The sequence below is a fragment of the Gryllotalpicola kribbensis genome, assembly GCF_039538245.1.
Taxonomy (GTDB): domain Bacteria; phylum Actinomycetota; class Actinomycetes; order Actinomycetales; family Microbacteriaceae; genus Gryllotalpicola; species Gryllotalpicola kribbensis.
This window is the reverse complement of the sequence record NZ_BAABBX010000001.1, coordinates 169,766-182,678: the sequence shown is the minus strand read 5'-3', so window position 1 is coordinate 182,678 and position 12,913 is coordinate 169,766. Positions and strand designations below refer to the sequence as shown.

Below are 12,913 nucleotides of genomic sequence, written 5' to 3'. Positions count from 1 at the left end.
CCGGCAGAGCTCTACGAGAAGGTCCCCCCACGGCATGTCCCAGCGGTCACAGTTCGCCCTGTTCTGGGCTGTGGTCGCGCTCGTGGTGGCGGTCGGCGTGGCGGCGACGGTGCTGTCGCCCGCGCACGGAGGCGCAGCGCAGCCGCAGGCCGCCTCGACGGCGTCCGCGAGCGCTCCGCACTCCTACGAGCTGACCGCCAACCGCAGCACGTGCGGCGTCGGGTGGGGCGACGGCGCGAACGCCGCGGTGCCGGGCGGTGCCCAGAGCTTCACGATCGCCAACGGCAATGACGCCCCGATGGACATCCAGCTGCAGGAGCAGGGCAGCAAGAAGGTCTTCCTCGAGCTCGATGGCGTCGGCGCCGGCGCGAAGACGACCGCGCAGGTCGTGCTCGGGAAGGGGCGCTACCGCTTCGCCTGCTACCCCGAGGACTCGCAGCCGGCGATCGGCGCCACCGTGCGGGTCGGGGCCGCGCCGCACGGGGCGGTGCTGAGCGCCGGCACCGCGCCGCTGACCCGGAATCAGCTCAACCTCGTGGCGATCGCCTACGGAAAGTGGGTCGACGGGCGGCTTCCGACCCTCAAGAAGCAGGTCGCGCAGCTCGATGCCGACGCAGAGGAGGGCGACTTAGCGCGTGCGAAGGCCGACTGGCTGACAGCGCATCTCAGCTACGAGACGCTCGGCGCGGCATATGACGCGTTCGGCGACCACGACGCCGAGATCAACGGGATGCCTGCTTCGGGCACCACCGCGCTGAGCGATCGGGGTCTCACCGGGTTCCACAAGATCGAGGCGCTGCTGTGGTCGGGGGCTCCCGCCGCCGCCGTCGCAGCCCAGACGCGCAGGCTCGGCGCGGCGGTCGACTCGCTCATCGCCGACCCGGGCACCGCGCAGATCGATCCGCTGGTGATCGGGCTGCGATCGCACGAGATCGTCGAGAACGCGATCCAGTTCGAGCTGACCGGGGCGACGGATGCCGGCAGCCACACGAACCTCGCCACGATCGACGCGAACCTCAGCAGCGCGACGATCGCGCTCGGCTTCCTGAAGAGCGATCTGGCCACGCGCTACCCCGCTCTGCCCGACGCGGAGGCGGCGCTCGCCTCGACGCAGAAGCTCGTCGAGAGCTACCACCGCCCCGACGGGTCCTGGGCTCCGCTGCTGTCGCTCACACGAGCGCAGCGGGAACGGCTCAACGCGGCACTCGGCGGCACCGTCGAGCTGCTGGCGCCCGTCGCCGAGATCGCCGAACCGAGGTTCACCCCAGATGAATGAGCAGAGCAGCAACGCCCCCAGCCGGCGAGGATTCCTGATCGGCATGGCCGGCGCCGCCGCGGGCGCCGCGACCACCGCCGCCGTGACGGCCGGGCTCGGTGCGGCTGCGCCGGCGGCAGCCGCGGCGCATGCCGCGGGCACGGCCGCGCGGTACGAGTTCCACGGCGCGCACCAGGCCGGGGTGCTCGCTCCGGTGCGCCGCTCCACCTCGCTGCTCGCGCTCGACGTCACCGCGCAGGGCGCGGCAGGTCTCACGGAGCTGCTGCAGACGATCACCGACACGGCCCGCTTCCTCACGACGGGCGGTGCGCCGCGAGAGCTCGGCATCACCGCGCCGCCGAGCGACTCGGGCGTTCTCGGGCCCGAGGTCACGGCGGGCGGGCTCACCGTGACGCTGGCGGTCGGGGCATCCCTCTTCGACGGGCGCTTCGGGCTGGCATCCGTGAAGCCCTCGAAGCTGCGCCCGATGGAGGACTTCCCCAACGACGCGCTCGACCGCGCGATCTGCGACGGCGACCTTCTGCTGCAGTTCGAGGCGGACGACAACGACGTCGTGATCCACGGCGTGCGCGAGGTGCTGCGCGCCACGCGTGCCGGAATGCAGCTGCGCTGGCGGCGCGACGGCTTCTCGTCACCCCCGCGCCCCAGTGGCACCCCGCGCAATCTCATGGGCTTCAAGGACGGCACCGCCAACATCGATCGCACCGACGCGAAGCTGATGGACCAGCTCGTGTGGGCGCACGGCGGCCAGGCCGAGCCCGCCTGGGTCGAGGGCGGCAGCTATCTGGCGGTGCGGGTGATCCGCATGCTGGTCGAGTTCTGGGACCGCGTCGGCATCGAAGAGCAGCAGCAGATGTTCGGCCGCTACAAGGGCTCGGGCGCGCCGCTCACCGGCTCGAGCGAGTTCGAGGACCCGCACTACGAGCGCGACCCCAACGGCGATTCGATTCCGCTGAGCGCGCACATCCGGGTCGCGAACCCGCGCACGCCGGGCACCGAGAACCAGCGGATGCTGCGCAGGGCCTTCAACTACGACGGCGGCATCGACGCGAACGGCAACCTCGACCAGGGCCTGATCTTCACCGCGTTCAACCAGGACATCGAGCGCCAGTTCGTCACGGTGCAGAAGCGGCTGATCGACGAGCCGCTGGTCGACTACATCTCGCCCGTCGGGGGCGGCTACTACTTCGCGCTGCCCGGGGCGAGGGATGCCTCGGACTGGCTCGGAAAAGGCATGTTCGCATGAGGTCGACACTCATGCGGGCACACAGGCTCGGCGCAAGCGGGCGCCGGGAACCATAAGAGGAAGAAGAGTCAACCGTGTTCCAGAAAGCACGTTTGAAGCGTCTCGGAATCGCCGGGGGAGCTCTGGCCGTCGCTGCCGGCTTCGCTGTCGCGACCGCGTTCGCGGCAGCTCCGGCGCAAGCCCACCCGAAGGCGGACAACTCGGCGCACACCACCACGCCGATCAAGCACCTCGTGGTGATCTTCGACGAGAACGTCTCGTTCGATCACTACTTCGGCACCTACCCCACGGCCGCCAACACCGACGGCACGAAGTTCGTCGCGGCGAAGAACACGCCGAAGGTGAACACCCTGGTCACCTCGGGAACCCTGAAGAACAACCCGAACCAGTACCAGCCGACGCGCCTCACGCCCGCGCAGGCCGACACGTGTGATCGGAACCACGGCTACCTGCCCGAGCAGAAGGCCGTGAACGGCGGCAAGATGGACCAGTTCGTGCAGAACACCTCGGTCGACAAGTGCGCCGCGCCGCTGTACTCGGCGCCCGGTCTCGCGATGGGCTACTACGACGGCAACACCGTCACGGCGCTGTGGAACTACGCGCAGAACTATGCGATGAGCGACAACAGCTGGGACGCGACCTTCGGCCCGTCGACCCCCGGCGCGCTCAACCTGATCGCGGGCCAGACGCACGGGGTCACCTCGTACGACCCGAAGACCGGCACGACGAACCCGAAGCCGACGGCGACGCCCGACGGCTACACGGTGATCGACCCCGACGCCACGGGTGTCGGCTCGGTCACGAACGACCCGGACCCCGTGTACGACGACTGCGCGGACTCGAACCACACCTCGACGAACGCGCTCGCCGGCATGTCGGGCAAGAACATCGGCGACCTGCTGAACGACAAGGGCGTCACGTGGGGCTGGTTCCAGGGCGGCTTCGCGCCGACCACCACGGCCAAGGCCAGCTCGACCGGCTACGCCGTCTGCGGCGCGACCCACACGAACATCTCGGGCACCTCGGTCGTCGACTACTCGCCGCACCACAACCCGTTCGCGTACTACAAGTCGACGTCGAACCCGCACCACCTGCCGCCGACCTCGGTGAAGGCGATCGGCCACACCGACCAGGCGAACCACCAGTACGACACGAGCGACTTCGACGCGGCGGTCGCGGCCGACAATCTGCCGGCGGTCTCGTTCGTCAAGGCGCCTGAGTACCAGGACGGTCACGCGAGCTACTCCGACCCGACCGACGAGCAGACGTTCCTCGTGAACACGATCAACGAGCTGCAGAAGTCGCCGGAGTGGTCGAGCACCGCAGTGGTCATCTCGTACGACGACTCCGACGGCTGGTACGACCACGTCGCGCCGAAGATCACCAACGGCTCGACCGATTCGGCCAACAACGCCGCCATCTGCACGACGGCCCCGAAGAACCCGGCGAACGGCGGCTACGAGGACCGCTGCGGCCCGAGCCAGCGTCTGCCGCTGCTCGTGATCTCGCCCTACACCAAGGCGAACTCGGTCGACCACACCGCCACCTCGCAGCCCTCGATCCTGAAGTTCGTCGAGGACAACTGGTCGACGGGTCGCATCGGTGACGGCTCGTTCGACAAGACCGCCGGCTCGCTGAACGGCCTGCTCGACTTCGCGCACCCGCAGAACCGCAGCGTGCTGCTCGACCCGAAGACGGGGGCGGTCTCGAAGGTCGTGCCGATCAACCACACGCCGACCCACCCGTCGAAGCCGTCGAAGCCGGCGCACCCCTCGAAGCCGACGCACCCCTCGAAGCCCGGCAAGGGCGACAAGGGCCACGGCGGAGTCTTGGGCTGGCTCGGCTGGTAGCTGCGGCCCGGCGGTAACCGCCCCAGCACAAGGAACTCAGCACAAAGAACTCAGCACAAAGAACTCAGCACAAAGAACTCTGCACAAGGAAGGGGCCCTGGCAATCCCAGGGCCCCTTTCGCGTGCGGTGCTCGCGCCGCGGTCGCGCCGCGGTCGCGCGCGGCGCCGCGCGCTATGCGATCGCGCGGTCGACGATCTCCTTCGCCTCGGCCTGGACCTGCTTCAGGTGGTCTGCGCCCTTGAACGACTCTGCGTAGATCTTGTAGACGTCCTCGGTGCCGGACGGCCGCGCCGCGAACCAGGCGTTCTCGGTGACGACCTTCACGCCCCCGACCGCGGCGCCGTTTCCGGGCGCCTCGGAGAGCTTCGCGACGATCGGCTCGCCGGCGAGCTCGGTCGCCGTGATGGCATCCCCCGAGAGCTTCGCGAGCTTCGCCTTCTGCTCTTTGCTGGCAGCGGCGTCGATGCGCTCGTACACCGGGTCGCCGAACGTGTCGGTCAGTTCGCGGTAGAGCTGCGACGGGCTCTTGCCGGTCACCGCGATGATCTCGCTGGCGAGCAGGGCGAGCAGGATGCCGTCCTTGTCGGTCGTCCAGGCGGTGCCGTCCTTGCGCAGGAACGAGGCCCCCGCGGACTCCTCGCCGCCGAAGCCGACCGAGCCGTCGACGAGCCCCGGCACGAACCACTTGAAGCCGACGGGCACCTCCCACAGCGTGCGGCCGAGCGACGCGGCGACCCGGTCGATGATCGATGAGGAGACGAGGGTCTTCCCCACGGCGGCATCCGCCCGCCACTCGGGTCGGTGCGTGTAGAGGTACTGGATCGCGACCGCGAGATAGTGGTTCGGGTTCATCAGGCCGCCGTCGGGCGTCACGATGCCATGGCGGTCGGCGTCGGCGTCGTTGCCCGTGACGACCTGGAACTCGTCCTTGTGCTCGAGCACGCTCGCCATCACGTTCCTGCTCGACGGGTCCATGCGGATCTTCTCGTCCCAGTCGAGCGTCATGAACGGCCACTTCGGGTCGACCCGCGGGTTGACGACGGTGAGGTCGAGCCCGTACTTCTCGCCGATCAGCTGCCAGTAGGCGACGGATGCCCCGCCCAGCGGGTCGGCGCCGATCTTCACGCCGGCGGACTTGATCGCCTCGATGTCGATGATGTTGACCAGGTCGGCGACGTACTCCTCGCGGAAGTCATAGCCCTCGACGGCGCTCGGCTCGGCCCGCTCGACGCCCTTCAGCCCATCGGCGATCAGCTCGTTGGCGCGGTTCGCGATCCAGCTCGTGGCGTCGGTGTCTGCCGGGCCGCCGTGCGGGGGGTTGTACTTGAAGCCGCCGTCGCGCGGGGGGTTGTGCGACGGGGTCACGACGATGCCGTCGGCGAGCGGGGCCTTCTCGTCTGCGCCGCGGTGTTCCTTGTTGTACTTGATGATCGCGTGGCTCACGGCCGGCGTCGGAACGAAGCCGTCGTGCGCGTCGGTGTAGACCTCGATCTGGTTGCCGACGAGCACCTCGAGGGCGGTGGTCAGTGCGGGGCCGGAGAGCACATGGGTGTCGGCGCCGATGAAGAGCGGGCCCGTGATGCCCTGCGTCTCGCGGTACTCGACGATCGCCTGCGTGCACGCGGCGATGTGGTCCTCGTTGAAGGCGGTGTCGAGCGAGCTTCCGCGGTGGCCCGAGGTGCCGAACACGACGCGTTCAGCGGGGTTCGACGCATCGGGCTTGAGCTCGTAGTAGGCCCTCACGACCGCTTCGTCGTCGATGAGATCGGATTCCTGCGCGTACGTCCCTGCACGAGAAGTCATGGTGCCCATCCTGGCAGGGCCACGCGGCACGCGGCACCCCGGTTGACCCTGTGGGGCGATGCTGTCATGAGAGCGCTCCCTCCGCGCGCAACTGTGCGATGACGCCGTGTTTGGCCACGAGCCGGGTCGGCTCCTTTCCGGGCCAGCTGAGCCAGTAGGTGGGGCCGCGTCTTTCGATGCGGCCGCCGTTGTTGTGCAGATTGAGGTGGTGGAACTTGCACAGCAGGACACCGTCGCGGGTCTCGGTCTTGCGGTTCGCTTTGTTCTCGCCCCAGGGATGGTTGTGGTGGGCTTCGCAGGCGGAGGCGGGCATGGTGCAGCCGGGCATGAGGCACCCGCCGTCACGGATCGCCATGGCGCGTCTTTGCCGGGTGGAGAAGGTGCGTTCGGCCTTGGTGGCGTCGAGGGCCTGGCCTGTTTCATCAAGCAGCACGCCGGCGGCCGCCCCGTCGCACAGCGCGGTGATGAGTTGTGCGCCGGTGAGGGCTTCGGGTTTCCCGTCCAGCCACGCGATGCCGTCGGGAGGTGGCCCGTCACCGGGTGGGGCCGAGGTCTGGCGGGCACGGTCGGCGGTGATCGCGTTCTTCAGGTCGCCGGTGGTGACGGCGATGGTGACCGTGGGGGTGTATTTCCCGAAGACGCCTGAGGCGGTGACCCCGGCGATGAGGAAGCCGGTGAAGGTGTCGGCCAGGAGTTGTTCGTTGCTGCGGGCGTCCTGCTGGAGTTCTTCGGCGCGGGCGCGTTCCTCGTCGGTCAGGAACCGGGGTCCGCCGAGGCGGGGTGAGAGGTGGCGGAAGATCGGCGTCCAGATCTGGGCGTCGGTGAGCGGGTCGACCAGGAGGTCGTACTTCACCATGCCGTTGCCGCGCATCGACCGCTTCAGGGACCGCTGCTCGTACAGGCGGGCTGCGTTCTGCTGCGCCCAGTCCCGGTCGAGCACGGCGCGTAGGGCCTTCGCCGTTCGTGCGGCGTCTTCGGGGGTGAGCTCGCCCTCCCAGCAGTCGGCGATCAGTCGCAGCACCGCGGCCCGGTAGGCGGGGGTGGAAGCGTCGTCGCGGGGCTTGCCGAGGCCGCCGAGGATCCGGTCGCCGATCTCAGCGCTCAGCCACCCGTTCCTGGTGGCCACCGCGATGGGCGCCGACCAGTCGCCGCCGAGTGCGGAGAGCACGTCGATCGAGCGCGGCTCGGAGCCGATGTCGGAAGCGGCGACGGGCGCGACGGCCTCGGCGGTCTCGAGCATGACCCCGACGCGCACCGCTTTCTTCGCATCGCCGAGGGAGGACCCGGTGGCCTTCTGCACGAGCTCGGCGCCTGAGCGGACCCCGGCCTTGCGCGCGAGGGAGTCGGCGCCCAGCTCGTGGGCCGATTTCCGTTCGATGTCGGAGGCCACGAGTGCAATGGACGCATCGACCCGGCGCCGCAGTGCCGACAGTTCACCCAGAAGCGCCACCTCGTCGGGACCCGACAATCGCGCCACCTCGCTCGCGCACGGCAGCGCGGAGTCGGCCGCGGCGGCCAGCTCGTGCACACGTTCTGCGATCGGGGTCATGACATCACGCTACGACCTGCCACCGACATTCAACGCAGAACATTCAAATATGTGTACAACCGGCCACGCTCGCCCCTGTGTACGGAAAGATGCATAGCGTGACCAGCACCGCCAGTACGACCAGCACCGCGAGCAACGCCAGCGACACCTACAGCTACCTCGGCCCCGCCGGCACCTTCACCGAGCTCGCGCTCAAGCAGGTCGAAGAGGCGCAGGGCAAGCCGTGGCGCGCCGTCAACAACGTCGGCGAGGCGCTCGATGACGTGGTCGAGGGGCGCTCGAAGGCTGCGGTGATCGCGATCGAGAACTCCATCGACGGCGGCGTCTCGGCCACGCAGGACGCGCTGGCGACCATCCCCGGCCTGCGCATCGTGGGGGAGTACCTGGTTCCCGTCGGCTTCGTCCTCGTCGCGCGCCCCGGAACCCGCCTGGAAGACGTCAAGACGATCGCGGCCCACCCCGTCGCCTACGCCCAGTGCCGTGGCTGGCTCGACAAGAACCTGCCAGACCACTCCCACCTGCCCGCCGGAAGCAACGTGCAGGCCGCCACCCAGCTCCTCGACGAGAACGAGGACGGAGAGCCCGTCTCAGTCGCCGACGCCGCCGTCGCGCCGCCGACCATCGTCGACCATCACGCGCTCGAGGTGCTCGCCGAGAACATCATCGACAACCCGAACGCGGTCACGCGGTTCGCGCTGGTCAGCCGCGACACCGCCATTCCGAAGCCGACCGGCGCTGACAAGACCAGCCTGATCGCCGAGCTGCCGACCGACGCCCCCGGCTCGCTCGTCGAGCTGCTCGAGCAGTTCTCGACCCGCGGCGTCAACATGAGCCTGCTCGAGTCGCGCCCCATCGGCGACGCCCTCGGCCGGCACCGCTTCATCATCGACCTCGAGGGCCACATCACCGAGGAGCGCATCGCCGACGCCCTGCTCGGCCTCTACCGCTTCACGCCGCGCGTGATCTTCCTCGGCTCGTACCCGCGCGCCGACCGGCAGCCCGCCGACTTCGACCCGCGCTATGCAGACGAGGTGTTCGTCGAGGCGCGCGACTGGTTGCGCGGGCTGCTCGCCTCCGAACCGTCGGACGTGCTCGAAACCGGGGATGCCTGAGCCGCCAGCACCTCGTCGAGGCGGTCCTCCACCGCAGGCTCGAACGCATTCGCCCACACGTCGTACCCGCGGTCGTTCGGGTGGAACAGGTCGCCCGCGAACTGCGTCGCGACGCCGCGCATCCCCTCGTGCTTCATCGTGTCGTGCAGATCGACGACGCGCAGCCCGTGGCGGGCTGCCGCAGCCCGCAGAATCCGGTTGCCCGCGGTGGCCTTGCGCTCGCCCGGAAGGAAGTAGAAACTTGGCAGGTCCGCGACGATCGCGTGCGGCGCGAGCTGCTCGAGCCGCGCGAACAGCTCCTCGACCTGCGCAGAGAAGCGCTCGGGGTCCCAGCTGGCGATGTCGTTCGCGCCGATGCTGACGGTCACGATCGCGTCGGCGAGCAGCCCCGGCTTGAGGCGGGCGAAGCGCGGCAGCTCCTTCTCGAGGGCCGTCGACAGGGTCGCGCCCGAGATGCCGAGATTCACGACGCGCACGCTCTTCCCCGACAGCTTCTCGACCCGCTTCGCGATCACCCCGACGTAGCTGCGCGCAGGGCGCGAGGCGCCGATGCCCTGCGCAGCCGAGTCGCCGATCGCCACATAGAGGATGTCGCCGGGCATCTCGCGCCGCGCGCGCCAATAGGCGCTGTGCACGGGGATGTTGTCGGCCAGGATGCGCTGCCAGGTGACCTGCCGGCGCATCAGCCAGCTGTACCAGGCGTAGCCGCCACCGGCGACGGCGGCGGTGACACCGAGAGCGAGCAGAGCCTTCGAACTGCGGCGCATGGACTCAGCGTACGCGCGTGGGGCGCGGTCTCCATTCGGCTGCGCCGAGTCGACCCGCGTGCTTGGCTGCGCCGAGTCGACCCGCGTGCCCGGCTGCGCCGAGTCGACCCGCGGGGCGTCTACGCCTGCGGCACCCGCACGATCAGTGATCCGGCATCGGTGCGGAACTTCGCCTGGCGCACGACGCCGAACTCGTCGCCGTCGAGCTCGGCCTCGATCGGCTGTTCGAGCCGCACACCGACCACGGGCCCGCGGGCGTACTCGAGCACATTGGGCGAGAACCGCGACTGGATCCTGATCAGCTTGCGCCCGAGCTTCGTGTGCCGCAGCACCTGGTTCTCCCACACGAGGGTGCGGCCGATGTAGAGCCAGCCGAAGACGGTGCGCGGGTGCATGATCGCGACGTCGAGCACCCCGTCGTCGATGCGCGCATCGGGAATCAGCTCGACCCCGCCCGGCAGCCCGCCGACGTTCCCGACGAGCACCGAGTGCACGTCGAAGGTGCGGTTGAGCTCGCTCTCGCCCTTGATCCGCACTTTCGCGCGCACGGGCTTCGAGGTGATGAGCGAGCGCAGGATGCCGTCGATGTAGGCGATCCAGCCGAAGCGCTCCTTGAGGAACGGGCTGGTGTTCGCGATCATCGCGGCGTCGACGCCGACGCCCGCGACCACCATGAACGGATGCTCCGTCGCGATGTCGTCCGGCCCGGTGAACTCCGCGATGCCGACGTCGACGACGCGGTCGGCGCCGGTGAACGCCACCTCGACGGCGGCGTCCGGGTGGCCGAGCGGCAGCCCGAGGTTGCGCGCCAGCAGGTTGCCGGTGCCGCTCGGGACGATGCCGAGTGCGGCGCCCGTATGCCGCAGGGCGCCGGCGACCGAGCGCACGGTGCCGTCGCCGCCCGAGGCGATCACGAGGCGCGCCCCTGCCGCGACCGCGCGGCGTGCGGCATCCGCCCCGTCATCGTCGACCGACGTCTCGAACCACAGCGGCTTGCCCGCGCCCGTCGAGTACGCGTGGCGTGAGATCGCCTGGCGCACGCGCGCGACGTCGCCCTTGATCGGGTTGACCACCGCGGCGACGGTGTTCACAGCGGGAGCCGCGTCGCTCGCGCGCGCGAGTTCGGGCGCTGGGTCGCTCATTGGATCAAGGTACCCCGCCGATCGCGCGTGATCACGCGACGTGGCCGCCGTGCGCCCCGCCCTAGACTGATCGCGTGATCGACCCCGTTCTGCTGCGCGAGAATCCCGACGTCGTCAGAGCTTCGCAGGTGGCTAGGGGCGAGTCGCCCGACACGGTCGATGCAGCGCTCGCCGCCGACCAGCAGCGCCGCAGCGCCATCGCCGAGTTCGAGTCGCTGCGCGCCGAGCAGAACGCCCACGGCAAGCTCGTCGCGAAGGCGCCCAAAGACGAGAAGCAGGCGCTCGTCGCCCAGGCGCAGCAGCTGGCCGCGCGCGTCAAGGCCGCGCAGGCCGCCGTCACCGAGGCCGAGGCCGCCTTCGAGGCAGCCGTGCGCAAGCTCGGCAACGTCATCGTCGACGGCGTGCCCACCGGCGGCGAGGACGACTACGTCGTCATCAAGACGGTCGGCGAGATCCCGAGCTTCGACTTCGAGCCGCGCGACCACCTCGAGCTCGGCGAGCTGCTCGGCGCGATCGACATGGCGCGCGGCGCCAAGGTCTCCGGCGCGCGCTTCGACTTCCTGCGCGGCATCGGCGCCCGGCTCGAGCTCGCCATCATGAACATGGCGCTCGACAAGGCGCTGGCGAACGGCTTCACGCCGCTCATCACGCCGACCCTGGTCAAGCCCGAGATCATGCAGGGCACCGGATTCCTCGGCGCGCACGCCGACGAGATCTACCGCCTCGAAGCCGACGACCTCTATCTCACGGGCACGAGCGAGGTGGCGCTCGCGGGCTACCACTCCGACGAGATCCTCGACCTCGATGCCGGCCCGCTGCGCTACGCCGGCTGGTCGACCTGCTACCGGCGCGAGGCGGGCTCGGCCGGCAAGGACACCCGCGGAATCATCCGCGTGCACCAGTTCAACAAGCTCGAGATGTTCGTCTACGCGAAGCCGGAGGACGCCGAGGCCGAGCACGCCCGACTGCTCGGCTGGCAGGAGGAGATGATGGCGGCGCTCGAGCTGAGCTACCGCGTCATCGACACCGCAGCCGGCGACCTCGGCTCGAGCGCGGCCCGCAAGTACGACGTCGAGGCGTGGGTGCCCACGCAGGGCACCTACCGCGAGCTGACGTCGACCTCGAACTGCACCACCTTCCAGGCGCGCCGGCTGGGCATCCGCTATCGCCCCGGCGAGGAATCCGGCAGCAAGACGGCCGCGGTCGCGACGCTGAACGGCACGCTCGCGACCACGCGCTGGATCGTCGCGATCCTCGAGACCCATCAGCAGGCCGACGGCTCGGTGCGGGTGCCCGAGGCGCTGCGCCCCTACCTCGGCGGGCTCGAGACGCTCACACCGATCGCATGAGCGACGGGCACCGTCTGCTCATCGGCCTCGACGTCGACGGCACGCTCATCCGCCTCGACGAGACGATCTCCGAGGCGGTCCGCACGCAGGTCCTGCGCATGCAGCAGCTCGGCCACGAGGTGACCCTGGCCACCGGCCGCAGCTGGGAGACCGCGGCGCCGATCCTCGAGCACTTCGGGCTGACCCCGGAATACGTCGTCTGCGCCAACGGCGCGCTCGTGATGCAGCGCGACACGGCCGAGCCGAGCGGGTACCGCCGCGAGTGGGTCGAGACCTTCGACCCGAGCCAGGTGCTGCACACCATCCGCGGGCACCTGCCGCGCGGCAGCTACATGGTCGAAGACGCGACGGGCTTCCGCCGCTACACCGAGGGCATGACCGACTGGGAGCTCAGCAACGCCGAGCAGGTCGACTTCGACGAGCTGGCCGGGTTCCCCGCGAGCCGCGTGGTCGTCGTCGCCCCCGAGCTCGACACCGAGGAGTTCCTCGACATCGTGCGCGGCATGGGTCTCAACAAGGTCTCATACTCGATCGGCTGGACCTCGTGGCTCGACATCGCGCCCATGGGCGTCAACAAGGGCACGGCGCTCGCACGCGTTCGTGAAGAGCTGGGGATTCCCGGCCAGGACGTCCTCGTCGCGGGTGACGGCCGCAACGATCTCGAGATGTTCGAGTGGGCCGTCGCCGGCGGCGGTCGCGCGATCGCCATGGGCCAGGCGCCCGACGAGCTGAAGGCGGTTGCGAGCGAGGTCACGGGAACGGTCGACGACGACGGCCTCGCGAAGGTGCTCGCGACCCTCTGAGCGTGCTCGGGCCGC

General features: G+C 69.8%; 10 protein-coding genes. 6 read left to right on the top strand and 4 right to left on the bottom strand.

Annotated elements, in window-relative coordinates:
• Window positions 1–34 precede the first annotated feature (34 nt).
• From ABD716_RS00940 to ABD716_RS00930, 3 genes are all read left to right on the top strand, one after another.
• A complete protein-coding gene (locus ABD716_RS00940; RefSeq protein WP_344772838.1) occupies window positions 35–1,276 on the top strand; it encodes an imelysin family protein in 1,242 nt (413 codons plus the stop codon).
• Complete coding sequence (gene efeB, locus ABD716_RS00935; RefSeq protein WP_344772836.1) at window positions 1,269–2,522, top strand: iron uptake transporter deferrochelatase/peroxidase subunit; 1,254 nt, start codon at window positions 1,269–1,271, stop codon at window positions 2,520–2,522. The genes ABD716_RS00940 and efeB overlap by 8 nt, the downstream gene beginning before the upstream one ends.
• A 92-nt stretch (window positions 2,523–2,614) precedes the next feature.
• Window positions 2,615–4,372 (top strand): phospholipase C, encoded by a 1,758-nt coding sequence (locus ABD716_RS00930; RefSeq protein WP_344772834.1) that lies wholly within the window; start codon window positions 2,615–2,617, stop codon window positions 4,370–4,372.
• Between the two features lie 172 nt (window positions 4,373–4,544).
• On the opposite strand, the gene pgm is transcribed toward ABD716_RS00930, so the two are convergent.
• The gene (gene pgm / locus ABD716_RS00925; protein ID WP_344772832.1) at window positions 4,545–6,176 is read right to left on the bottom strand and encodes a phosphoglucomutase (alpha-D-glucose-1,6-bisphosphate-dependent); all 1,632 of its coding nucleotides are present in this window, start codon (window positions 6,174–6,176) and stop codon (window positions 4,545–4,547) included.
• Between the two features lie 64 nt (window positions 6,177–6,240).
• On the bottom strand, window positions 6,241–7,725 hold the full coding sequence (locus ABD716_RS00920) for an HNH endonuclease signature motif containing protein (protein WP_344772830.1): 1,485 nt from the start codon (window positions 7,723–7,725) through the stop codon (window positions 6,241–6,243).
• Window positions 7,726–7,814: 89 nt separating this feature from the next.
• Between ABD716_RS00920 and pheA the strand changes: the two genes are divergently transcribed.
• Window positions 7,815–8,837, top strand: coding sequence for a prephenate dehydratase (pheA, locus tag ABD716_RS00915; protein ID WP_425553362.1), 1,023 nt, complete (start codon window positions 7,815–7,817; stop codon window positions 8,835–8,837).
• On the opposite strand, the gene ABD716_RS00910 is transcribed toward pheA, so the two are convergent.
• Together ABD716_RS00910 and ABD716_RS00905 are read right to left on the bottom strand one after the other, a co-directional pair.
• Window positions 8,744–9,604, bottom strand: coding sequence for an SGNH/GDSL hydrolase family protein (locus ABD716_RS00910; RefSeq protein ID WP_344772826.1), 861 nt, complete (start codon window positions 9,602–9,604; stop codon window positions 8,744–8,746). The genes pheA and ABD716_RS00910 overlap by 94 nt on opposite strands.
• 119 nt (window positions 9,605–9,723) lie before the next feature.
• Window positions 9,724–10,746: a diacylglycerol/lipid kinase family protein gene (locus ABD716_RS00905; protein ID WP_344772824.1), complete on the bottom strand. Its 1,023-nt coding sequence runs from the start codon at window positions 10,744–10,746 to the stop codon at window positions 9,724–9,726.
• A 74-nt stretch (window positions 10,747–10,820) separates the two neighbouring features.
• Here ABD716_RS00905 and serS point away from each other — a divergent pair, with 74 nt between their 5' ends.
• Both serS and ABD716_RS00895 read left to right on the top strand, forming a co-directional pair.
• Entirely contained in the window at window positions 10,821–12,095 is a 1,275-nt protein-coding gene (serS, locus tag ABD716_RS00900; protein ID WP_344772822.1) for a serine--tRNA ligase, read from the top strand.
• On the top strand, window positions 12,092–12,898 hold the full coding sequence (locus ABD716_RS00895; protein WP_344772820.1) for an HAD family hydrolase: 807 nt from the start codon (window positions 12,092–12,094) through the stop codon (window positions 12,896–12,898). Before serS ends, ABD716_RS00895 begins: the two co-directional genes overlap by 4 nt.
• Window positions 12,899–12,913 lie beyond the last annotated feature (15 nt).